This is a genomic window from Pseudomonas sp. NFACC02, from assembly GCF_900110765.1.
Classification (GTDB): domain Bacteria; phylum Pseudomonadota; class Gammaproteobacteria; order Pseudomonadales; family Pseudomonadaceae; genus Aquipseudomonas.
Window position 1 is genome coordinate 1 of sequence record NZ_FOEO01000003.1, and the last position, 23,025, is coordinate 23,025.

The following is a 23,025-nucleotide window of genomic DNA, read 5'->3' on the forward strand; positions in this document are numbered from 1 at the left end:
TCCCAACGGTCTGTACTGGCTAGAGTCAGATTCGGCTTTCCGTCCCTCCCACCCCATCAAGTCTAAACATACAAGCCGGCTTGCTGGCGAAAGCGGCGGATCGGTGACGATGACGGTGAATGACACCCCGCATTCGTCCGAAGTGCGGCCCAGACCCTCGTAACCTCGGACGGCTCCTACAGGTCTGTCGGCGCGAATAAGATGCTGATCTCGGCGTAAAAGGGGGTAGGCCGATCAGGCAACAGGAAAGACCAGCGCAAAACAGATCCGGCCAGGGGTGGGCTGGCTCACTGTCACGTCGCCGCCATGCAACCGCATGATGGCGGCGACGATTGCCAGGCCGAGGCCGTTGGAGTCTGAGCTCTGGTGGCGTGAGGCGTCGCCCCGGTAGAACCGGTCAAACAGCTTGCCCAACGCCGACTCACTCAGGATGGGCCCCTGATTCTCCACCTCGATCCGGCAGGTCTTTTCCACGTTAACGACGCGGATGTCGATCTCGCTGCTTTCATCGGCATAACGAATCGCATTGGCGACCAGATTGCTCAACGCTCTGCGCAGCAGCAGAGGGTCTGCCGTCAACTGACCGCCACCCTCGGTGCGCAAGGTCATCTGCCGCTCTTCGGCCAGGCCTTCGAAATACCCCGTCACCCGCTGCAATTCGTCCTCCAGACTCAACGTCTGGTGATTGAGCGCGGCCTGGGCATCGTCGGCGCGGGCCAGGAACAAAATGCTTTCGACCATCCGCGAAATGCGCTCAAGTTCCTCAAGGTTAGAGGCCAGCAACGCTTGATAGTCATCGGCGGTCCGGGGTTGACGCAGCGCAACCTGGCAGTGGCCCATCAAGGAGCCGACGGGCGTGCGGATCTCGTGCGCCAGGTCAGCCGAAAACTGGGTCAGGCGCTGATAACCGTCGGCCAGACGATCCAGCATGCCGTTATAGGCATCACTCAATTGCTGCAATTCTACCGGCGTGTCGCGGCTGTCCATGCGGCTGTCCAGCCGGGCCGGCGTGATAGCGGCGGCGTGATCGGCCATTCTGCGAAGGGGCCGCAAGCCTCGCCTCAACAGCAGATAACCGAGCAATGCCGTGAGCACGAACGCCAGCGCGACGGCAAACAGAATGCGGTTGCGGAAATTCGCCAGCGTCGCCATCTCCTTGACCGCCAGATGCGCGGCGGTCAGGTGCACGACCTTGCCGCCGGAAATCGCCTCGACCGTGGCGGCGCGCATCGGCACATCCGTAGCCGATCCCGCGTTGACCCTGCCACTGCGCAGGGCGTCGGCGCTGAGCGGTGCATTGGCTTTGACCACCGGCATGTCCGGTAACGGCGCGTGCAGCGGGTTGACCATGATCACCGGGGCCTTGCCGGGCTCGGTGATGATGAAAATATCGTCCTCGCTGTCGAGCATGTTTTCGAACAGTTGAGGGCTGCTGCGCAGGGTGTCGAGCGTCAGGTCGTACTGCAGCAGTTTGCGGAAGTGATCCAGCCGGGCCAGCACCGCGTGGTCGCTGCGGGTCATCACCGAGGCTTTCAGGGTCTCGTAGAGGTACATGCCGGCACTGGCCACGGCGAGCATCGCCACCACGGAAAACGCCAGGGTCGAGCGCAGGGTCAGGGATGGCTGGCGTCGGGCTCGCATGGCCGCACCTCGCAGACGTAACCGATGCCGCGCACGGTGTGAATCAGTTTGACCGGGTAGGGCAGGTCGATCTTGCTGCGCAGGCGTTTGATCGCCACGTCCACGACGTTGGTGTCGCTGTCGAAATTCATGTCCCAGACTTCCGAGGCGATTTGCGCGCGGGACAGAACGTCCCCTTCGCGCCGCAGAAACAGATGCAACAGGGAGAATTCCTTGTTGGTCAGGGTGATCACCTGCTGCTGGCGCGTGACCCGGCGTCGCAACAGGTCGAGCTCCAGGTCGGCGAGGTGAAAATGGTCGGCCTCGCGCACCACACCACGGCGCAGGATCGTGCGGATGCGCAGCAGCAGTTCGGTAAAGGAAAAGGGTTTGACCAGGTAATCGTCGGCGCCCAGTTCCAGCCCGCGAATCCGGTCCTGCAATTGATCGCGCGCGGTCAGAAACAGCACCGGCACGTCCTGTCTGGCGCGCAGGATTTCAATGATCTGCCAGCCGTCGATGCCCGGCAGCATGACGTCCAGCACCAACAGGTCGTAGCGCTGTTCCAGCGCCATGTGCAGGCCGTCGGTGCCGTGCTGTGTCCAGTCGACCTTGTAGCCGGACTCGCTAAGGCCCTTCTTCAGGTACTCACCGGTCTTGGTGTCGTCTTCGATAAGCAGGATGTGCATCGTCAGTCTGGCTCGCTTCACGTCATTGGCGGCGCGGCCGACACGTGGCATCAGGTGTTGAGTTGAAGGGCACCGAACGGCTGGGCGCCGTGTCGTACGTGCAGTGTAACCAACGGGCGCTGTCCGGTCGGTTACATTTTTGTCATCGGCACGGGGCGCCCGGGGCCAGCCCGACGAATGACAAAAATGTCATCGCCCGGTCATCGTGCAGTGCCGGTTCGCGGCACAGGATGGTCGTCATTCAACCCGCACCTCCAATCGACAAGGATCCTCACAATGAAGATGAAGACTGCTCTGTCCACCACCTTCGGCATGTTCATGCTCAGCGCTGCGGCCATTGCCTCGGCCGCCGACATGCCGGTGGTCAAACCCCTTCGCGGCACGGTGGACAGCGTTGAAAACAACACCTTGAACTTCACCACCCGTTCCGGCGCTCACCAGAGCATTGGCCTGACGGACAAAACGGGTATTCGCTCGGTGTCCAAGACCAGCGTCGACTCGATCAAGTCGGACAGTTTCATCGGTTCGGCCGCCACGCCGCAGCCGGACGGCACGCTGAAAGCGCTGGAAGTGACGGTCTTCGAAGCGAGCCTCAAAGGCAGCGGCGAAGGTCACTACGGTTGGCAGAACGCCGATGGCAGCACCGGCACCATGACCAACGGCACCGTGGGCAAGCTGACCCAGGCCAACGGCCGTACCTTGAGCGTGAGCTACAAAGGTGGTGAGAAGCAGTTGGTCGTGCCGGACGACGTGCCGATTGCCTATGTGCAGGCAGGCAAGGTAGATGAACTGGTCAAAGGCGCCAAAGTGGTGGTCTTCCCGGCCGAAGACGGCAAGACTGCTCGCGGTGTCGCCGTCGGCAAGGATGGCTTCCAGCCGCCGATGTAAGCGATTGCGGTGTGTCATCAGCACCGCGTTGCGTTCATTGTAGGAGCGCGCTTGCCCGCGATTGCGAGCTGTCTGATACCCCTATGTTTCTGACACACCGCAATCGCGGGCAAGCGCGCTCCTACAGGCGCCGGATTACCGAATTCATCCGTGATGAGCCTTACACCATGAAAAAAACCAGAATTCACCCATGGCCTATTCGCCTCACGCACTGGATCAATGCCTTCGGCATGGTCTGCATGTTCATGAGCGGCTGGGGCATCTATAACGCATCGCCGCTGTTTCGCTTCTCTTTCCCTCGGGATTTCACCTTGGGTGGCTGGCTCGGCGGCGCGCTGGCCTGGCACTTCGCGGTCATGTGGCTGCTGGTCATCAACGGCCTGATCTACGTGTTGTACAGCCTGCTCAGCAAACACTTCAAACGCGACTTTCTTCCGGTCACACCGACTGCGGTCAAACGCGACCTGGTCGATGCCTTGCGCTTTCGTCTCAAGCACGAGAAGGGCGTGTACAACGCCGTTCAGCGCTTGATGTACTGGCTGGTGCTGGCGGCAGGCGTGCTGATCGTTGCCTCGGGGCTTGCGATCTGGAAGCCGGTGCAGTTGCAGGAGTTGACCGCGCTGTTCGGTGGTTATGACTTCGCCCGCTTCGTCCACTTTGCTGCGATGGCGGCGATCGGGGCCTTCGTCGTGGTGCACCTGGCGTTGGTGCTGTTGGTGCCCAAAACCCTGTTGCCGATGATCACCGGTGGCGTCAAAACGGTTGAAAGCGGGAAGGTCGAACATGATTGAGCCGAAGAAACGCGCGAGTCAGCGAATCATTCTGGAGCCGGCGCAACGGTCCCAGCTGGAAAGCATCCAGCGCCGGAATTTCTTGAGAGGCGGGCTGACCGTGGGCGCGATGGCGATGCTCACCGGCTGCAACTTGCAGGACGGCGATCAGGTGGACAAGGTGCTCTGGGCCATGTCGCGCTGGAACGACCGGGTGCAGGCGTGGCTGTTCAGCGGACAGAAGCTGGCGCCGACCTTTCGCAAGGAGCAGATCCGCAACCCGTTTCCGTTCAACGCGTTTTATAGCGAGGACGACATCCCCGATCTGGACGTCGCGGACTGGAAGCTCGGTGTCTCGGGGCTGGTGCGCGACAAGGCGCCCTGGACGCTGGATGGCTTGCGCAAACTGCCACAGCGGACTGACATTACGCGGTTGATCTGCGTCGAAGGCTGGAGTGCGATCGGTCAGTGGGGCGGTGTCCCGCTGCGAACGTTCCTTGAGCACGTGGGCGCGGACACGACGGCGAAGTTTGTCGGGTTCAAATGCGCTGATCGGTATTACTCGAGTCTGGACATGCCGACCGCGCTGCACCCTCAGACCTTGCTGGCGCTGGACTTCGGCGAGGTTGCTTTACCGCCCGACTATGGCTATCCGCTGCGGGTGAGGGTGCCGACCAAGCTGGGGTTCAAGAATCCGAAGCACATTGTCGAGATCTTCGTGACCAATGATTATCCGGGCGGGTACTGGGAGGATCAGGGGTACAACTGGTTCAGCGGGATTTGAGGTTTTTTTGCGCTGAAGGCGGCTCTTTGATCGTTCCCACGCTCTGCGTGGTAATGCATTTGAGGACGCTCTGCGTCCACGTTGACGCAGAGCGTCGGTCGCTGCGTTACCACGCGGAGCGTGGGAACGATCTAAATCCCGAACCGCAAATAAAAAGCCCGCCTGCCGATCACTCGGCAGGAGGGCTTTTCACTGCGTTCAGACTCAGTTCAGACCGAGTTTGCCACGCATCTGCGACAGGTCTTCCGCCAGTGTGTTAACCGGACCCGCCAGGGCCTTACGGTCGTTTTCCTTGACCTTGTCATAGGTTTCGTAACCACCGTCCTTGGTCTTGTACTTGGCCAGGATCTTGTCCACGGTGGCGAAGTTCTTCTCGACTTTGGCCACGAAGGCCTTGTCCGACTTCTCCAGCTGCGGCTTGAACAGGTCGACGATTTTCTTGGAGCCGTCAACGTTGCCCTGGAAGTCATACAGGTCCGTGTGGCTGTAACGGTCTTCCTCACCGGACAGCTTGGTCGCGGCCACTTCTTCCATCAGCGCGGCGGCACCACCGACCACTTTCTCGGGCGGGAAGGTCATATCGGCAATGCGCGATTGCAGTTCCTTGACATCGGCCATCAGCTTGTCAGCGAAAACCGCCTGGTCCTTGGTGGTGTTTTGCGTGAACAGCGCGTACTCCAGACGGTGGAAGCCGGTGAAGTCGTCGGCTTTCACGCCGTTCTCGTGGTCGTCTTCACGGGAGTCGATCGAGGCGTCCAGGTCGCTGAACAGCTCGGCAATCGGCTCGATGGACTCATAGGAAACGCGAGTGGTCGGGAACAGTTTCTTTGCAGTCGCCAGGTCGCCTTTCTTGATGGCGTCGGTGAACTTCTGGGTATCTTCGGCCAGCTTGTCGACGTTTTCGGTGACGTAGATCTTGTAGTCCGAAACCGGGGTGACCAGGTCCAGCGGGGCGGTTGCCGCAAACACGGACAGTGGGGTCTGCAACAAGCCGAACGTAAGCAACAACGCGAGAGGCGACTTTTTCATGGAGCTCTTCCTGTAGGTAAGGGTTGTCAGGCAGTTTTTGTTGTTGGAGCAGAGGCAGCCAGCAGCGACCGGCCAATGAAATCGTTGCTATCCACGACGCCCGGCAGGGTGAAGAAATAACCGCCGCCGATCGGCTTCAGGTATTCCTCGAGCGGCTCGCCGTTGAGGCGGGTCTGGACGGTGATAAAGCCTTTTTCCAGGTCCGACTGATAGCAGATGAACAGCAGGCCCATGTCCAGCTGTCCGTTTTTGTTCACGCCGTTGGAGTAGTTGAACGGGCGACGCAGGATCAGGTTGCGCTGGGTTTCCGGCGTGCGCGGGTTCGCCAGGCGGATGTGCGAATCCAGTTTGGTGATCTTGCCTTCCGGGTCTTTCTTGTAATCCGGGACGTCGGTTTCGGTCTTGCCGTCCATCGGTGCGCCAGAGGCCTTGCTCCGGCCGAAGATCGATTCCTGTTCCTGCAATGGCGTGCGGTCCCAACGCTCGACGAAGTTGCGGATGATACGCACGGCCTGATAACTGCCGTTGGCGGCCCAGGCGGGCTCGTCGCTGCCTGGTTGCACCCAGACCAGCTCGTTCATGGTCTTCTGGTTGTTCGAGTCGGGGTTGGCCGAGCCGTCACGGAAACCGAGGAAGTTGCGGGCGCTTTCCGGCGGTTGACCTGGCTTGAGCGGCGCCTGGGCGGGTACGGTGCCTTCCTGTTTCCAGCGCACCAGCAGCAGGTCCGGCAGGTTCTTCACGATGTCGCGCAGCGCGTGGATGTTGCTGTCCGGGGCGTTGGAGCAGAACTGAATGCTCAAGTCGCCATGGCAGCAGTCCGCTTCCAGCGCGTCGTTGGGAAACCCGACCATGCGTTGCAGGCGTTTGGGTTTGACGTGTTCCAGGCCAAAACGCTCGTCGAACAACGAGTCGCCCACGGACACCGTGATGGTCAGGTTATCGGGCGTCACGACCGGGCCGAGGATGCCGGAGTCCAGCGGCGGCAGTTTCGGATCGACCTGGGGCACCGGGCCGCCGGTCATGAGGAACGCGATGCGCTCATTCAAGGTGCGGAACAGACGCTCCAGGTCTTCGCGATCCTGCGCGAGCACATCGAAAGCCACCATCATGCCCGCCGCCGGGCGCGGTGTGACGATGCCGCTCTGATGCACGCCATGGAAGGCGTTGTGGTCCTGGGTCTTGTCGCTTTTCGGGGCTTCGGTCACTTGCGCCGGGGCAGTGGCGGCCAGGGCGTTACCGGTCAGACTGGCACCTGCGATGGCGGCGCCGGCTGCGCCCAGGCCCATCAGGACACGACGGCGCTCAACGGAAAGGGGGGCGTTGGATGAGTCGGAGTCTTTCATGTGAATGCTTACTTCGCTGTGGTTTCAGGGCCTGGCGGCGCATCGGGCGTCCGCCAGGGCACGCTTAAAGGCCGGTGAGGCCCAGGGCCGGGTCGATGCCTTCGAGGGCATCGGCCAGCGCCTTGGCCTTGTCTGCGATTTGTTTTCGTTGTTCGGTACTGACCTGGTCGTACGGCGTGAAACCGTCGTCGGTCTTGAGCATCAGCAACTGGTCGTCCAGCGCGGTGGTCGCGTCATCGATCTTCTTCAGCACCTCGCCCGAGGTCTTGGCCAGAAGCGGACGCAGCAGTTCGATGACCTTGCGGGTGCCTTCCAGGTTGGCGGCGAAACCGTTGACGTCGAGGTGGCTGTAGCGTTCTTCTTCGCCGTTGCTGCGGATGTCGGCCAGGCTGCGCATGTTGCGCACGACCATGCTCGCCAGTTGTTCCGGGGCGATGCTTTGGGCCAGCAGCTGTTGTTTCAGGGACGCGATGTCGGCTTGCAGTTTCTGCACGACCGGCAACAGGCCGTCGACGGACTTTTGCGAGAACAGCCCGAACTCGATGCGATGGAAACCGCTGAAGCCTGGATCCTGTTCGCGCTTCTCGAAGTAGTCGGCACGGGCGTTGATCGCGTTGTCCAGTTCAGCCAGACGCTGGGCCGCCGGGGCAATGCGCTGATAGGCCGCGCGTGCTGGCGCATAGGCTTGCTGCGCGGCAGCCAGGTTGCCGCTTTCGATGGCCTGCTGCAGATCGTTCACGGCACGGATCAGGGCGCTGCTCTTGGTGCTCAGGTAGACCCGGTATTCCGAGAGCGGGCCGATGAACGCGACCATTGAAGGACGTGCCTTGGCGGCGGCCTCGGATTCGGCGGTCGCAGTCACGTGCAGTGTGCCGCGCGGGTTGCTGAGCAGGCCGCAGGTAATCGCGTAATCACCCGGCTGCAGATTGGCATTGATGATCTGGCTCAGACCTGGCGCGATGTTCTCGCGCTCTTCGATGACCAGCACGCCGTCCAGGATTTCCCATTCCACCGCGCGTTCCGAGGCGTTGACGATGCGGAAGGCATTTTTACCGGCGGGTACCGTGATCGCGTTTGGCTCACAGCTTTTGGGGTGGATGGTGACCACGGTTTCGGCGCTGTTGTTGGCCTGACGTTTTTTCTGCGCCTGCTGTGAGGCGTAGTAAAACAGGCCACCGGCAGCGATCATCAGGATCACCGATCCGGCGACAGCCATTCGCAATGCGCGGGGAGGCTTGGCTTGCTGAGAAGGAAGCCCGGTGGGACTGCTGGTCATGGATGCCCTTATTTATTCATAACTGAAGAGGAGTGGCCGTGCGCGTGCGCAGGTCGCGTGGGAAGGCTCACCACGCGTGGCTGCGGCAGGAAGAACAACACCAGCGCGAAGATCAGGTAGGCGACGTACACCGTCAGCACGCTGACGGTCGGCGCGTCCTGGTAACCGAACATGCCGGCGAGCACCGAACCCGTCGGGCCGTCCATCGGCAGGATGGCGCTGATGTCGAAGACCACCGTCTGGAAATGGTTCCAGAGGCCGGCCTCATGCAGGGCTTGAACCGAGTTGGCCAGAATGCCGGCAGCGACTACCAGAATGAACAAGCCGGTCCAGCGGAAGAAACGTCCGAGATTCAGGCGCATGCTGCCTTTGTAGATGGCAAAGCCAATGCCCACGGCAATGATCAGGCCGAGGAGGGCGCCGATCGGGGCGCTGGCGCCTTCGCTCTGCTGGAAAATCGCCAGCAGAAAAAACACGGTTTCCAGGCCTTCGCGGGCGACGGCGAAGAACACCATGCCGATCAGGGCGTAGGTCTGGTTTTTCGACCCCGCGAGCGCGGCGTCCAGTGATTCGTGGAGCTCATGCTTGATCGAGCGCGCGACCTTGCGCATCCAGAACACCATGGAGCTGAGGATGATCACGGCCAGCAGTCCGACCAGACCTTCGAACAGTTCCTGTTGCTTCTGCGGGAATTCAGCACTGACCAGTTCCAGACCGCCACCGACGAACAGCGCCAGCGCTGCGGCGAGGAAAACCCCGATCCAGACGGCCGGCATCCACTCGCCACGGCCGGTCTGACGGAGGTAGCTGGCAATGATGCCAACGATAAGCGCGGCTTCAATCCCTTCGCGCAGCATGATCAAAAAAGGAACGAGCATTTATCACCGGTGCAAATCTGATAGGGTGTGAGCCGTGAACGCTTCGGTAAGTCATTCGCATTCAGGCATGTGTAACATAATGATACTCATTATTGAATGAGCATACTTGTTTTTTTGCTTTTTTCCGGTTTTGTGCAGGTGTTCAGGTGACGTTCAGCTACGGCATTTCGCAGGACCTGTCAGGGCCTGTGTAAGAGCGCGCTTGCCCGCGATTGCGGTGTGTCATTCAGTGAAGAGGTGACAGGACGGACGCATCGCGGGCAAGCGCGCTCCTACACGGGGTGCGTTGACATGGCGTCTTTCATTATCTCGACGAAGCGCGCTGCCGCAGGACTCAACTCCAGACCTGCACGCGTGATCAAGCCGATCTCCCGGTTCACGCCGTCATGTTCGATACGGACCTGGACCAGATCGCCACGGCCTTCGTCGGCAGATTCCGGTAACAGCGTCACACCCAGTCCCTGACGCACCATCGCCATGACCGTCGACATGTAATTCGCTTCCAGGCCCGGCGTCAGCGTCAGCCCTTCCGCTGAAAACAGTTGTTCGACCCGTTCGCGCACGCTGCTGTCGCGTCCGGTGAGGATGATCGGCTCGCCCGCCAGTTCCGACAGGGTGATCGATGGGCGGCTGGCGAGTGGATGCTGGGCCGGCACGAACACCGTCAAGCGATCAACCATCACCACCTGAAAATCCAGCCCGTGGCTCATTCGCGCCCGAACGCCGACGCCGAAATCCACTTCCCCCTCACGCACCAACGCATCGATACGCTGCGCCACGACATCGCGCAGCCGTATTTCCACGCCGGGGAACTGGTCACGGAAGGTTTTCAACACCGGCGGCAGCGCCCCGGAACACAGCGAAGGCAGGGCGGCGATGGTCACCACGCCGCGGCGCAACGCGGCCAGATCCCGTGAGCCGCTGACGATGTTATCCAGGTCCAGCAGCAGTTTTTCCATCGGCCCACGATTGTTCTGCCCGGCGTTGGTCAGGCTGACGTGACGCGGGCTGCGTTCAAGCAACGTGACACCTAGCCATTGCTCCAGTTGCTGGATCTGCACGGTCAGGGCAGAAGGTGACAGGTTCAGTTCGGTGGCCGCCTTGGCAAAACTGCCGCTGTCGGCCACGGCCAGAAAGGCGCGGATGTGCTGGATGGCGTTCTTCATGACGAGTGTCCGTGAGGTAACCGGTGATTCAACGTTCGGTTTTTCAGAACGTAAGACCCTGAACATTTCAATTTACAACGTCCGGGGCTGTTTCGATACTCGCTGAAAACAACAACAGTTCATTCCGCCGCCTGCCGGTCAGGGATGACGAAAGGATCCCTTCATGCTCGCCACTCTGGGTGTCATCACCATTCTCTGTTTGCTCGCCGCTGTCATGAGCAAACGTCTCTCGCCTCTGGTTGCACTGATCGCTTTACCGATCATTGCGGCATTGATCGGTGGCTTCGGCCTTCAAACCAGCGGTTTCATCATTACCGGCATCAAGAACGTTGCGCCCGTGGTCGGCATGTTCGTGTTTGCCATCCTGTTTTTCGGGGTGATGACCGACGCTGGCATGCTCGATCCAATCATCGACCGAATCCTGCGTACGGTGGGCACACGTCCGACACGCATTGTTGTAGGCACTGCACTGCTGGCCTTGCTGGTGCATCTGGACGGTTCGGGCGCCGTGACCTTTCTGGTGACGATTCCGGCGATGCTGCCGCTGTACACGCGACTGGGCATCGATCGGCGGATCCTGGCGTGCGTCGCCGCAATGGCGGCGGGGGTCAATTTCCTGCCATGGACCGGCCCGGTGCTGCGCTCTTCGGCCGCCCTGCATGTGCCGGTGGCCGACCTGTTCCAGCCCCTGATTCCGGTGCAGATCGTCGGCCTGGCGTTCGTGTTCTTCAGTGCCTGGTGGCTGGGGCGCCGTGAAGAGAAACGTTTGGGGTTGGGCGCCGGGGCCAAGGTCGATGTGGTGCCGGAACGGACGCTGTCCGAGCAGGAAGCGGTGCTGCGCCGTCCACGCCTGTTCTGGCTCAACCTGTTGCTCACCATTGTGGTCATGGCGGTGATGATCGCCGGCTGGGTGGATCCCGTGGTGATGTTCATGGTCGGCACGGTGCTGGCGCTGTGCATCAACTACCCGAACGTGGACGCACAACGCGCTCGTATCGATGCCCACGCCAAAACCGCGCTGACCATGGCCAGCATTCTTCTGGCAGCCGGCGTGTTCACCGGCATCATGCAAGGCACCGGCATGCTCAAAGCGATGGCCGAAGTGGCGGTGGCGCAGATTCCGGCGGGTCACGGCAAGCTGATTCCGATGGTCGTGGGTTTCCTGTCCATGCCGTTGAGCCTGCTGTTTGACCCGGACTCCTTCTATTTCGGCGTGATGCCAGTGATTGCCGAAGTCGGTCGTGCGTTGGGTGTGGATCCGTTGCAAGTGGCGCAGGCATCTTTGCTGGGCGTCCACACCACCGGTTTCCCGGTCAGCCCGCTGACCCCCGCGACCTTTCTGTTGGTGGGCTTGTGCAAGGTCGAACTGGCCGACCACCAACGTTTCACCATCCCCTTTCTGTTTGGCGCATCGGTGCTGATGACCCTGACCGCATTGCTGCTGGGAGTGTTCTGAATGACAACCTTACGTATCGGCTCGGGCGCCGGATATTCCGGTGACCGCATCGAGCCGGCGGTGGAACTGGCCGATAAGGGCAATCTGGATTTTCTGGTGTTCGAATGCCTCGCCGAACGCACCATCGCCCTTGCGCAGCAGGCTCGATTGGCCGACCCCGACGCCGGGTTTGACCCCTTGCTCAGTGAGCGCATGCGCCAAGTGCTGCCGTTCGTGGCCCGAGGGCGTGAAAACGGACAGCGACGGTTGCGCATCATCAGCAACATGGGCGCGGCGAATCCCCTGTCGGCGGCCCGTGAGGTACGACGTATCGCGGCCGAACTGGGTCTGCAGGGGCTGAAGGTCGCTGCGCTGACCGGTGATGACGTGCTGGCGGCGCTGCACAACGACCCCCAGGCGTTGCTGGACAACGGCGCGACGGTGGGGTCGTTGGGCGCTCGACTGATCTCGGCCAACGCCTATCTGGGCGCCGAGGGCATCATCGAGGCGTTGAAAGCCGATGCCGACGTGGTGATCACCGGCCGCGTGGCCGATCCTTCGTTGTTTCTCGCCCCGCTGGTATTCACCTTTGGCTGGGCCCCGGACGACTGGACACGCAGGGGGCGCGGCACACTGATCGGGCACTTGCTCGAATGTGCCGGGCAGATCACCGGCGGTTACTTCGCCGATCCGGGCGTGAAGGAGGTGCCTGACCTTGCCCGATTGGGTTTTCCGTTGGCCGAAGTGGATGCCGAGGGCAGGGCGGTGATCAGCAAGGTGGCAGGGTCCGGCGGACGAATCGACACCGCCACCTGCACCGAGCAGATGATCTACGAGGTACATGATCCCAAGGCGTATTTGACGCCGGACGTGACCGCCGACTTTTCGAACGTCTCGTTCTCGGTTGTGGGGGCCAACGAGGTCCGTGCTGTCGGCGCAGAGGGCCGCGCGCGCCCCGACACGCTGAAAGTATCGGTCGGCTACCTGGATGGCTGGATCGGCGAGGGGCAGATGTCCTACGGCGGGCCGGGCGCGTTGGCGCGAGCCCGGCTGGCACGCGAAGTCGTCCTGGAACGCTTGAAGCTGACCGGTGTGGTGGCCGATGACGTCCGCGCGGAACTGATCGGTGTGGATTCATTGCACGGTGCGACGTTGGGTTCGCGCACGCCTGCCGAACCGTGGGAGGTCCGTTTGCGCGTGGCGGCCCGGTGCGCCGACAAATCAGAAGCCATACGCGTCGGCAACGAAGTCGAAACCCTCTACACCAACGGCCCGTATGGCGGTGGCGGTGCGACCAAGAGCGTACGGCAAGTGGTGGCGGTGGCGTCCTTGTTGCTGCCCCGTGATGCGGTCACACCGCAGGTTCATCTGGAGGACGCCTCGTGAGCACGATCAGACTGCGGCAACTCGCGCATTCGCGGACCGGTGACAAGGGCGACACGTCGAACATCTCCGTGATTGCGTTCAAGCCGGAAGATTACCGGCGTCTGGTGGAGCAACTGACGGTGGAGCGGGTGACGGCGCACTTTGCCGAGTTACTCGACCCGACGGCGGGACCGGTGCGGCGCTACGAATGGCCGAACGTCCATGCCCTTAACTTCGTGCTGCCCGGCATCCTCAAAGGGGGCGTGACCCGCTCCCTGGTGCTGGATGCCCATGGCAAAGCGCTGGGAGCCGCGTTGCTGGACATCGAGATGACCGAATAGGCGCGCCGTCTGCCGTGGGTTTGGCATGACAACGTGGTGGGCGAGGTGAGTCGGGAAGGGTAAGCTGTCGCGTCATCGTGCGCTGTTTCTGCCCCACGCCGTCGCGTTTATCAGGACGATTGCCCCGTAATGAGTTCACCCGCTCCGTTTGCTCCAATCCCCTCGCTGTTCTTGCCGCTGACCGAAGAGACGGCCAAAGGTCTGGCGGCCGGCGAGTCGCTGGACGATTTTCTCGCCGAAGCGACCCGGGCGCAGCTCTCCGCCCTCATGCTGTTGATCAACCTCAACGCACTGGTCGAGCAAAACACCCCCATCGAGAAACTGGAGCGCATGCTCGACGATGTCATGCGTGCCGCGCTGTCGATGGAAGAGGCGGGCGGGGCGTTCGCCGATCTGCTGCGCATGCGCTTCAACCCTGGCAACCTCGCGCAAAGCCTGAGTGTTCTGGAAGTGGCAGGCATCAGCTTGCTTGAAGCCCACGAAGTCGAACAGGAGGACTACCTCGATCAGGATGGTCATTGGGACTTCGGTTTTGGCAAACGCCATCGACGCACGCTTGAGCCCCTGACCCGCGAAGTGGTTTTGCCGTCGGGTGACCTGTTGTACCTGAGCGACCAGCAGAGCCGGATCTTCGACGAGTTTCGCGGCTGCCAGGATGAGTCGTTTCATTTGCAGGCCTACGCGGGCGTTGGCAAGACCTTCCTGCTGGCGAAGTTCTTCGAAACGCTGCCCGCTGAAACGACGCTGCTCATGGCGACCTATCCGCAACAAGTCAAGGCGCTGGAGGATCGCGTCAGGCAGAGTGATCCGGGTCGAAAACTTCACGCCTGCACGTTCGGTCACATGGCCAACCTGCTGCTCAATCGCGACCAGACCTCGGCCGGATGGCGCAACACGGGCAGACAGCGCACCGGCGCCGACTCGCTGGTGTCCGATCAGCAAATCGCCCAGTGGCTCAACCTGCAAACGGTCGGCAGTCTGTCTCCACGCCAGGTGGCCTGGGTCTGTCGTACCACCGTCTACAGTTTCTGCCTGTCGCCGCTGCACACCCTCGAGTCGCGGCACCTGCCGTCGCTGGGGTATGCCGCCAGTCAGGCGGACATCGCCATGCTGCTGGAGTACAGCCGGTTGCTTTGGCGCGAAACCGTCAGGCCCTCTGCACCGCACATAGGTTTGCCGGTGCGTAACAGCCATCGCATCAAGTTCCTTTCGATGACCTCGGAGGTGGTCTTCGAACGCTTCACCCACATCATTGTCGATGAAAGCCACGAACTGACCGCGCCCATGGTGCAGATCCTCGACCGCAGCCCGCAAGCGGTGATCACGCTAGGCGATGAGTTTCAGCAGCTCAGCGGCAAAGCACCACGCCATGGTGGCTCGATTCGTCAGCGTTTCATGACCCAGTCGATTCGTGCCGGACGGCAGATGGCCGACGTCTTGAACCCGCTGATCCAGTTGCACCCCAGCGACATCAAGGAAGGCTTTGTCGGGCGCGCGCCTTACCCGACCCGGATCATCGGCCACAGTGTCATGCCGATCCCGGACAAACCCACCACGATTCTGGTCGCCAACGAATGGGGCCTGTTCGCCTGGTTCAAGCGTTTGACCGAGGCCGGCGCACGGTTTCAGTTGCCGGCCGGCACGGCACAGAACCTGACCCTGTTCGTCAAGGGATTGGTGCTGCTTTACCGTGAAGACCTGCGGCCGCAACATCGCCTGATCTTTCGTTACACCCATTGGGACGCGCTGGCATCGGCCATGGGCGGCAGTCATGAGTTCAAGGCGATGCACGAGTGGCTGGGGCAGGGCAACACGGAGCAGCAGTTCGCCGATACGCTGCAACGTTTCTGCAGCGATCCTGGCGCCATCCTCACGCTGGCAAAGGTCGAAGACGTGAAGAACCAGGAGTTCGACACCGTGCTTTTGTCCCGCGACCTGATGCGTCCGCCGCGCTCCGGTTCTGCGCATTCATTGGCCAGCGTCTGCTCGCTGCTGTACACCGCCAGCTCGCGGGCGCGGCACGAACTGTTGTTGCCGGGAAACCTGAATGACTGGCTGCAGGACATCGGGCGCAAGGCGTCGTGAGTCTGTCCCACCGCCGATGGCAGAAAGCCCTGAGCGAATCCTGAGTAACGAAAAACTGAGCCACCCCTCAGTTTCGCCGCCGCGGTCGCAGCTTAAAAGGGCGTACTCCTTTTCGACCGATTGCTGTCACAGGAAATCAGCCGCAACATGGGCATGCTTGGCGTGTGCTCGCTGGACGAATTGGCTTGATCCTGGCTTCTGAATTCGAACGCTTGGCGCTGCAGGCTATTGATTGCCATATTGGCAATCATGAACCACCGACTTCGATTCTGAAGAACATCCTGCAGGACTATCTGGAGACCGCAGATGACCCAACCTTCTGATCGCCACATTCTTTCTGAAGCATTGGACAGGCTAGGCAAAGGCCCATTGAGTCTGGCCGATGATCAGACCTTGATAACTGCCGCCCAAGAGGTTTGGTATGAGCATTCGAGCCTTGAATCCGAACTTCGGCTTTTTCTTGCGCGTAGCCCCGATGAGGTAGCGGTGCGCAGAGCGGGTTATTTTTTGGAGAAACTGACGCGATTTACTTGCCTCAGTAATGAACGCGCTTCTGAAGCGCTCTACTCACTGAGTTTGCTGCTCAAGCGTTATCGCAGCCAGGATGAACCGAGTGACACGCCTGGAACGCGGCTACGTGAGCGGCGTGACAAGCTTGCCTTCTGTTGGGGGTTGGATGAAGGACTTGGATTGAAAATCCAGACCCTGTTGCCTTACCAGACCCGCCACTACGCAGCCTCTCGGAACAACGCGTTCAAGTAACCTCTGGGTTTTCGTCTGCGTTGCACCGTCCAGAGCTGCTTTTCGGTGATCACGATTGGCGACCCACGTGGCGTGCGCCGTTGCGCCAGCCTGATCGCCGAACTCGACGAGAGGCATGGCATAAGGTGCCAATGGAGTCGCCCGCGCCCCTATTGAGTATTGATAGCCGCGCTGCGCCACTGCTTCGGACTCAACCCGAACCAGCGCTTGAACGCCCGAGAGAAAGCGCTGGTCTCGGAGTAACCCAGTAGGGAGGCGAGTTGGGTGACGCTGAGATGCTGTTGTTTGAGATGGGCGATGGCCGAGTCCTGGCGGATCTGGTCCACCAGTTGGGTGAAGCTCAGGCCCTGTTCGCGCAGCTTTCGCTGCAGGGCCCATTCGGCAAGGCCAAGGTGGTGGGCGATTTCCTCCAGGGCAGGTTCACCCAGGTGCAACGTCGCGAGAATGGTCTGCCGCGCACGATCCAGTAGCGTGATTTCGCTGCCGTTGTCGCCCAACTGGCGAATGGCGTCCTTGATCAGCATCAGAAGGATCGGATCGCTGCCTGGCATGGCCTTGCCGATCAGTTCCTGCTTGGGAATCAGCAGCGAATTACAGCCTTGGCCGAAGCTGACGTCGGCTCTAAAAGTGTCGCGGTGTTCGTGCCATTCATGAGGTCTGGCATGCTCGAAGGCCACTTGCCGAGGCGCCCAGTCTGGGCCCAGCACATGGCGCACCAGATTCATGGCCATGCCCATGGTCAGTTCGGCGTCCTGGCGACGTTCATGGATGGCGCCGTGTCGGACCTGATAGTCGAAGCGGTAGCAGTCCCCTTGATCCACCAGCTCGATCAAGGTGCTGTGCTGGTGAAACGGAAAGGCCTGCGAGAAGTTGATGAGGGCATCTTCCAGCGTAGCGGAGCACAACCCGATGTAGCCCAGAAGGCCCAGTGCCTGAGGTTGAAATTGCTGGCCGTAACGCAGGCCGAAGTTATCGCAACCGGTTTGCCGGGCGGCTTCTTCGAGCACGTTGCAGTAGTTGGTCAGTGGCAGGCTGAGGGTGGGGTGAAGCAGTTGCTCAGGGTCGATGCCCGCGCAGCCGAAGACCCGATCAAGGTCGCCGCCGTGTTGCACGATGAAACCGTCCAGACCGTTGGCGGCAGCCGACAGCACGCCGCGATTGCTGGCGGCGGGGGAGGTCGGTGCAGCGCTGGGAATGAAGGTCTGAAGCATCGAGATCAAGGGTCGTCAGGGGCTGTATGAATTTTATTCAAGCAAATGTCGTACCTTGTTACGAATGACGGGAGCGTATCGCGATTTTCTGTAGGAGCGTGGCTTGTCCCGCGATCGGCTGCGTAGCAGTCGTAAAACCGACGCACGCTGTACGTCCTGTATGTCGTGGTTATCAGGTTTACGACGACTTCGTCGCCGATCGCGGGACAAGCCACGCTCCTACAAATGGCCTGCACTTCGCTAACTGCTACGCAACCACTCACCCATCTGGGTAGTGTGGTGTCATAAATCGTGACCTCCTATAAAGCACATCACCCATTTCACGCGCCGCCTTGGCGCACCCGGACCCATCAGCCCGAAAGTTGACCGCACATGACAACCGGCGTCCTGTAAGGTCAAGCCTTGCCGGTAAATCAGTGGCTATGCTCGACCTTACGCAAATACCGTCGCTTGGCTACCGGAGTGCACGCTCATGACCGCTACACAACTCAAACCGACATTGGGAACCCTGCATCTGTGGGGGCTGGCCGTCGGCCTGGTGATTTCCGGCGAATACTTCGGCTGGAGCTACGGCTGGGGCACGGCGGGGACGCTGGGTTTCCTGGTGACCACGCTGATGGTCGCGGTGATGTACACCTGCTTCATTTTCAGCTTCACCGAACTCACCACGGCAATCCCTAATGCTGGCGGTCCCTTCGCCTACAGCCTGCGTGCCTTCGGCGTCACCGGCGGGATGATTGCCGGGCTCGCGACCCTGATCGAATTCGTGTTCGCGCCGCCGGCCATCGCCATGGCCATTGGCGCCTACCTCAACGTGCAGTATCCATCCCTTGATCCTCGCGTCGCGGCGATCGGGGCGTACATCGTTTTCATGACCCTCAACATCCTCGGCGTCAGCATCGCCGCGACGTTCGAGTTGGTGGTGACCGTGCTCGCCGTCGCTGAATTGCTGGTGTTCATGGGCGTGGTCGCGCCGGGGTTCAGCTTCAGCAATTTCGTACTCGGCGGCTGGGCCGGTTCCGACACGTTCAGCCTGCCCGCGATCAGCGGCATTTTTGCGGCGATTCCGTTTGCCATCTGGTTCTTCCTCGCCATCGAAGGCGCAGCCATGGCGGCTGAAGAAGCCAAAGACCCGAAACGCACCATCCCGCGTGCGTACGTCGCGGGGATTCTGACCCTGGTGGTGCTGGCGATTGGCGTGATGATTTTCGCCGGTGGCGTGGGCGACTGGCGTGCGCTGTCGAACATCAACGACCCGCTGCCGCAAGCAATGAAGGCCGTGGTCGGTAACAACTCCAACTGGATGCACATGCTGGTGTGGATTGGCCTGTTCGGTCTGGTCGCCAGTTTCCACGGCATTATCCTTGGCTATTCGCGCCAGTTCTTCGCACTCGCTCGGGCCGGTTTCCTGCCACCCAGCCTGGCCAAACTCTCGCGCTTCCAGACCCCGCACCGTGCCATTCTTGCCGGGGGCGTCGTCGGCATCCTGGCCATTCTGAGCGACGGTCTGGTCAACCTGCAGGGGATGACCCTGACAGCGGCGATGATCACCATGTCGGTATTTGGCGCTATCGTGATGTACATCGTCAGCATGCTGAGCCTGTTCAAACTGCGTCGCAGCGAGCCGGATCTGGAACGCAGCTTCCGTGCACCGGGCTACCCGATCGTGCCGGGCATCGCGTTGGTGCTGGCGGTGGTGTGCCTGATCGCGATGGTCTGGTTCAATCTGGTGATCTGCGGCATCTTCCTGTGCCTGATGGCAGTGGGTGCGCTGTTCGTCAAAGGGGTGCGCAGCCGTGGCGCAGTGGTTGCAGTGGCCCGTTGAAGTCACTGTCGTGGCCGGTTAATCAAGTGAGTCGATAGAAGGAAGGTTACGCATGAGCTTTTCCCACAGCATCGGTGGCATGGTCTGGCGCTTCGACAGCCTGCGGGAACTCATGGCCAAGGCCAGTCCTGCGCGTTCCGGGGACTTTCTTGCCGAAGTCGCCGCCACCAGTGACGCCGAGCGTGCGGCGGCGCAAATGGCTCTGGCCGAGGTGCCGCTCAAGCGCTTCCTTGACGAGGCATTGATTCCGTACGAGCAGGACGAGGTCACGCGCCTGATCGTGGACAGTCACGACCTGGCGGCGTTCTCGGTGGTCAGTCACCTGACGGTCGGCGGTTTCCGTGACTGGCTGCTGGGCGATGAAGCCACCGAGGCCAGCCTCAAGGCACTGGCGCCGGGATTGACCCCGGAAATGGCGGCGGCGGTGTCGAAGATCATGCGCGTGCAGGATCTGGTGCTGGTGGCGCAGAAAATTCGCGTGGTCACCCGTTTTCGCAACACCGTGGGCCTGCGCGGGCGGATGTCCACCCGCTTGCAGCCCAATCACCCGACCGACGACCCGGCGGGCATCGCGGCCAGCGTGCTCGACGGTTTGCTGTATGGAAACGGCGACGCCATGATCGGCATCAACCCGGCGACGGACAGCATCAGTGCCATCACCGAATTGCTGAAAATGCTCGACGGCGTGCTTCGCCGCTACGACATTCCCACCCAGTCCTGTGTGCTGACTCATGTCACCTCGTCGGTGGCGGCCATCGAGAAGGGCGTGCCGGTCGATCTGGTGTTTCAATCCATCACCGGCACCGAAGCGGCCAACAGCAGCTTCGGCATCAGCCTGGAAATACTGCGCGAAGGCTACGAAGCGGGCCTGAGCCTGAACCGTGGGACGCTGGGCAACAACCTGATGTATTTCGAAACGGGGCAGGGCAGCGCGCTGTCGGCCAACGCTCATCATGGTGTCGATCAGCAGACCTGCGAGGCGCGCGCCTATGCCGTGGCTCGGCATTTCAACCCGTTCCTGGTCAACACCGTGGTCGGCTTCATCGGGCCGGAATACCTGTACAACGGCAAGCAGATCATCCGCGCGGGGCTGGAAGATCATTTCTGCGGCAAGCTGTTGGGCGTGCCGATGGGCTGTGACATTTGCTACACCAATCATGCCGAAGCCGATCAGGACGACATGGACATGTTGCTGACACTGCTCGGTGTGGCCGGCATCAACTTCATCATGGGCATTCCCGGCTCCGACGACGTGATGCTCAATTACCAGACCACCTCCTTCCATGATGCGCTGTATGCGCGCAAGACACTGGGCCTGCGTCCGGCACCGGAGTTCGAGGCGTGGCTGACGCGCATGGACATCCTGCGTCAGGACGATGGCGGCGTGCGTCTGGGGCAGGGCGTGCCGCCGTTGTTCCGACAGGCACTGGCGCAGTTGAAATAATCTACGTACTCGATCCGACAGTGGCAGTGAACAGAGAGAAGAATGGGCCATGAGCGATGACGACCGTAAACCACCCGCGCAAGCCGATGCCTGGCATCAGTTGCGTTCGCTGACTTCGGCGCGGATTGCCCTGGGGCATGCGGGCACGAGCCTCCCGACCGCCGCGCAACTCGATTTCCAGTTTGCTCACGCGCAAGCCAGAGACGCGGTGCACTTGCCTTTCGATCACGCCGCCCTGAGCGAACAACTGGCAGCGCGCCAGCGCGAAACGCTCACGGTCCACAGTTCCGCGTCGGACCGTAACGTCTACCTGCAACGGCCCGACCTGGGACGTCGTTTGTCGACGGACTCGGTCGAGCAACTGCGCGCCTACTCCGAAGCACATCCTGACGGCTTCGATCTTGCGGTGGTCGTGGCAGACGGCTTGTCGTCGCTGGCCGTGCAACGGCATAGCCCGGCGATGCTTGAACGCATCGATGAACTGGCGGCGGCCGAGGGCTGGAGCGTTGCGCCGGTGGTGCTGGTCGAGCAGGGCCGGGTCGCGGTGGCGGATGAGGTGGCCGAAGTGCTCAAGGCGCGGATGGTGGTGATCCTGATCGGTGAGCGGCCGGGACTGAGTTCGCCGGACAGCCTGGGTCTGTATTTCACTTACGCGCCTCGGGTCGGCCTCAACGACGCAGCGCGCAATTGCATCTCCAACGTGCGTCTGGAAGGCATGAGCTACGCCATGGCCGCGCACAAGTTACTGTACCTGATGCGCGAAGCCTGGCGGCGGCAGTTGTCCGGCGTGAACCTCAAGGACGACGCGCAGGTGCCGGTGCTGGAAGCGGGCGAAGGGGGGCGGTCTGGTAACTTCCTGATTGGCGAGTGACAGTCGACAGTCTGCTGCCCGATGAGGCTTGTAGGCGCTGGCGCGCAGCGGGCCGGCGCCTAAAAAACGCCTCCACGTTCGGGCCCTCACCGCTGCAACACCCATATCCGTGACAACAATTCATCCCGATCCACGTAGCACCCCTGAAAATGCCGCGCGCCGCTGGCAGGGTCGAAGGCGTCTCGGGCGTGAAGGGTGCGGCGGTTGTCGAAACACCACAATTGCCCGGCCTCCAGGCGCTGACGAAATTGGAAGCGTGCCTCGCGGGTCATTTCTATGAAGCGCCGATACGCGCGGTAATACGGCAGCATCAGCTCAGGTGTGAGATTCAGTGGTCCGCGAAGGAAGTTCGCCATACGGATTTCAGCGACCTCGCCCGTGGCGTCCAGCGCGATCACAGGGGCCAGGCAGCGGTAGTCGCTGCGCCGGTCCTTGTTGCGAAACTCCACCGGAATTTCGCACAGCAAGCGGTAGGCGTCCGGATCCTCCAGACGCAGTGTCTCGGCAATCGCGAAGCCATCGACGAACCGACTGTCACCGCCCTTGGCGTCGTTCACCAGGCAATGCAGAAACTGCAAGCCGGGCTGCAATTCACGGGTCGGCAGGTCGGTGTGCAGCGGCAGGTTGAAGGCGGTGTAGGCGTTGCTGTCGGCATCGGCCCTGGATTGCACGTTGAACAGCACGCCGAAATTGCTTTCGCGAATGAACGAGATGCGCTGCGCCAACAGACTGAGCGAACCCGGCGCGGTGGGCACGCCGCGCACCTGCGTCAGCCCGATGTCGCGCACCGCCAGCAGCCAGTCGAGCAAGGCCTTGGAGTCTTCCATCACCGCCTGATACTCGAACACGGGCAATTGCAGTCCAGCGACCCAGCGCTGCTTGCTCCCGCGTCCTGCCTGTTGTTCGGCGCGCGATGCTTCGTCGTAGGCATGGGCGCGTAACCAGCCGGGGTCAAAACGGCTTTCGTGACCGTCCTCCCATTGAACGTGCAGTGCGCCTTCGCGATCGACTTCGACGCTCAACGCCTGAAGGTTTTCCGGAACGTCGGCAATCTCGAACACTTGTTCTCGGGTGACGCTGTACACGCACTGCGGACACGGACAGTTGTCACGCAACCACAAGTGATGAAAGGGGCTACGGCGTTGATCCGCCCACGTCACCTCGATCAGGTCGGGTGCCAGCGTTGCGTGAAGCAGCGGGCTGATCAGCGGATAAGTGCGGTAATCGGCGATGGCGTTCATGG

At 61.4% G+C, this 23,025-nt stretch carries 20 protein-coding genes; 11 read left to right on the forward strand and 9 right to left on the reverse strand.

Annotated elements, in window-relative coordinates; all coding sequences use genetic code 11:
* Positions 1-234: 234 nt before the first annotated feature.
* Together BMY73_RS03750 and BMY73_RS03755 are read right to left on the reverse strand one after the other, a co-directional pair.
* Positions 235-1,641, reverse strand: coding sequence for a heavy metal sensor histidine kinase (locus BMY73_RS03750; protein WP_092405149.1), 1,407 nt, complete (start codon positions 1,639-1,641; stop codon positions 235-237).
* Positions 1,614-2,309 carry a heavy metal response regulator transcription factor gene (locus tag BMY73_RS03755; RefSeq protein ID WP_092405463.1) on the reverse strand — a complete coding sequence of 232 codons (696 nt, stop codon included), beginning with the start codon at positions 2,307-2,309 and terminating at the stop codon, positions 1,614-1,616. The genes BMY73_RS03750 and BMY73_RS03755 overlap by 28 nt, the downstream gene beginning before the upstream one ends.
* Positions 2,310-2,591: 282 nt before the next feature.
* On the opposite strand from BMY73_RS03755, the gene BMY73_RS03760 reads away from it, so the two are divergent.
* The 3 genes from BMY73_RS03760 to BMY73_RS03770 all read left to right on the forward strand — a co-directional run bounded on the left by BMY73_RS03760 (position 2,592) and on the right by BMY73_RS03770 (position 4,751).
* Entirely contained in the window at positions 2,592-3,197 is a 606-nt protein-coding gene (locus tag BMY73_RS03760; protein WP_062382345.1) for a hypothetical protein, read from the forward strand.
* A 167-nt stretch (positions 3,198-3,364) separates the two neighbouring features.
* The gene (locus BMY73_RS03765) at positions 3,365-3,988 is read left to right on the forward strand and encodes a cytochrome b/b6 domain-containing protein (protein ID WP_092405465.1); all 624 of its coding nucleotides are present in this window, start codon (positions 3,365-3,367) and stop codon (positions 3,986-3,988) included.
* Positions 3,981-4,751, forward strand: coding sequence for a molybdopterin-dependent oxidoreductase (locus tag BMY73_RS03770; protein WP_062382087.1), 771 nt, complete (start codon positions 3,981-3,983; stop codon positions 4,749-4,751). Before BMY73_RS03765 ends, BMY73_RS03770 begins: the two co-directional genes overlap by 8 nt.
* 204 nt (positions 4,752-4,955) lie before the next feature.
* Here BMY73_RS03770 and efeO (BMY73_RS03775) read toward each other — a convergent pair whose 3' ends face one another.
* The 5 genes from efeO (BMY73_RS03775) to BMY73_RS03795 all read right to left on the reverse strand — a co-directional run bounded on the left by efeO (BMY73_RS03775) (position 4,956) and on the right by BMY73_RS03795 (position 10,443).
* Entirely contained in the window at positions 4,956-5,780 is an 825-nt protein-coding gene (gene efeO, locus BMY73_RS03775) for an iron uptake system protein EfeO (protein WP_062382088.1), read from the reverse strand.
* 26 nt (positions 5,781-5,806) lie between these two features.
* On the reverse strand, positions 5,807-7,123 hold the full coding sequence (efeB, locus tag BMY73_RS03780) for an iron uptake transporter deferrochelatase/peroxidase subunit (protein ID WP_062382089.1): 1,317 nt from the start codon (positions 7,121-7,123) through the stop codon (positions 5,807-5,809).
* Positions 7,124-7,187: 64 nt separating this feature from the next.
* Positions 7,188-8,399, reverse strand: coding sequence for an iron uptake system protein EfeO (gene efeO, locus BMY73_RS03785; protein WP_092405151.1), 1,212 nt, complete (start codon positions 8,397-8,399; stop codon positions 7,188-7,190).
* An 8-nt stretch (positions 8,400-8,407) separates the two neighbouring features.
* Positions 8,408-9,277 (reverse strand): iron uptake transporter permease EfeU, encoded by an 870-nt coding sequence (gene efeU, locus BMY73_RS03790; protein ID WP_092405153.1) that lies wholly within the window; start codon positions 9,275-9,277, stop codon positions 8,408-8,410.
* 272 nt (positions 9,278-9,549) lie between these two features.
* Positions 9,550-10,443, reverse strand: a complete 894-nt coding sequence (locus tag BMY73_RS03795) for a LysR family transcriptional regulator (protein ID WP_092405155.1) — start codon at positions 10,441-10,443, stop codon at positions 9,550-9,552.
* Between the two features lie 163 nt (positions 10,444-10,606).
* Here BMY73_RS03795 and BMY73_RS03800 point away from each other — a divergent pair, with 163 nt between their 5' ends.
* The 5 genes from BMY73_RS03800 to BMY73_RS03820 all read left to right on the forward strand — a co-directional run bounded on the left by BMY73_RS03800 (position 10,607) and on the right by BMY73_RS03820 (position 16,431).
* Positions 10,607-11,899 carry a CitMHS family transporter gene (locus BMY73_RS03800; RefSeq protein WP_092405157.1) on the forward strand — a complete coding sequence of 431 codons (1,293 nt, stop codon included), beginning with the start codon at positions 10,607-10,609 and terminating at the stop codon, positions 11,897-11,899.
* On the forward strand, positions 11,900-13,264 hold the full coding sequence (locus BMY73_RS03805) for an acyclic terpene utilization AtuA family protein (protein ID WP_092405159.1): 1,365 nt from the start codon (positions 11,900-11,902) through the stop codon (positions 13,262-13,264). It begins immediately after the preceding gene.
* Positions 13,261-13,584, forward strand: coding sequence for an AtuA-related protein (locus BMY73_RS03810; protein WP_092405161.1), 324 nt, complete (start codon positions 13,261-13,263; stop codon positions 13,582-13,584). Before BMY73_RS03805 ends, BMY73_RS03810 begins: the two co-directional genes overlap by 4 nt.
* Positions 13,585-13,713: 129 nt before the next feature.
* Positions 13,714-15,669, forward strand: a complete 1,956-nt coding sequence (locus tag BMY73_RS03815; RefSeq protein ID WP_092405163.1) for a hypothetical protein — start codon at positions 13,714-13,716, stop codon at positions 15,667-15,669.
* A 306-nt stretch (positions 15,670-15,975) separates the two neighbouring features.
* Positions 15,976-16,431, forward strand: a complete 456-nt coding sequence (locus BMY73_RS03820; RefSeq protein ID WP_062382097.1) for a hypothetical protein — start codon at positions 15,976-15,978, stop codon at positions 16,429-16,431.
* 149 nt (positions 16,432-16,580) lie between these two features.
* On the opposite strand, the gene BMY73_RS03825 is transcribed toward BMY73_RS03820, so the two are convergent.
* A complete protein-coding gene (locus tag BMY73_RS03825; protein WP_092405165.1) occupies positions 16,581-17,642 on the reverse strand; it encodes an AraC-like transcriptional regulator QhpR in 1,062 nt (353 codons plus the stop codon).
* A 472-nt stretch (positions 17,643-18,114) separates the two neighbouring features.
* Here BMY73_RS03825 and eat point away from each other — a divergent pair, with 472 nt between their 5' ends.
* Genes eat through eutC form a run of 3 tightly spaced genes read left to right on the forward strand, consistent with a single transcriptional unit; the run spans position 18,115 to position 21,782 of the window.
* Positions 18,115-19,467, forward strand: coding sequence for an ethanolamine permease (gene eat / locus BMY73_RS03830; protein ID WP_092405167.1), 1,353 nt, complete (start codon positions 18,115-18,117; stop codon positions 19,465-19,467).
* A gap of 52 nt (positions 19,468-19,519) precedes the next feature.
* Positions 19,520-20,911 (forward strand): ethanolamine ammonia-lyase subunit EutB, encoded by a 1,392-nt coding sequence (locus BMY73_RS03835; protein WP_062382100.1) that lies wholly within the window; start codon positions 19,520-19,522, stop codon positions 20,909-20,911.
* 49 nt (positions 20,912-20,960) lie between these two features.
* Positions 20,961-21,782, forward strand: coding sequence for an ethanolamine ammonia-lyase subunit EutC (eutC, locus tag BMY73_RS03840; protein WP_092405169.1), 822 nt, complete (start codon positions 20,961-20,963; stop codon positions 21,780-21,782).
* An 86-nt stretch (positions 21,783-21,868) separates the two neighbouring features.
* On the opposite strand, the gene BMY73_RS03845 is transcribed toward eutC, so the two are convergent.
* Positions 21,869-23,023: a gamma-butyrobetaine dioxygenase gene (locus BMY73_RS03845; protein WP_092405171.1), complete on the reverse strand. Its 1,155-nt coding sequence runs from the start codon at positions 23,021-23,023 to the stop codon at positions 21,869-21,871.
* Positions 23,024-23,025: the final 2 nt, after the last annotated feature.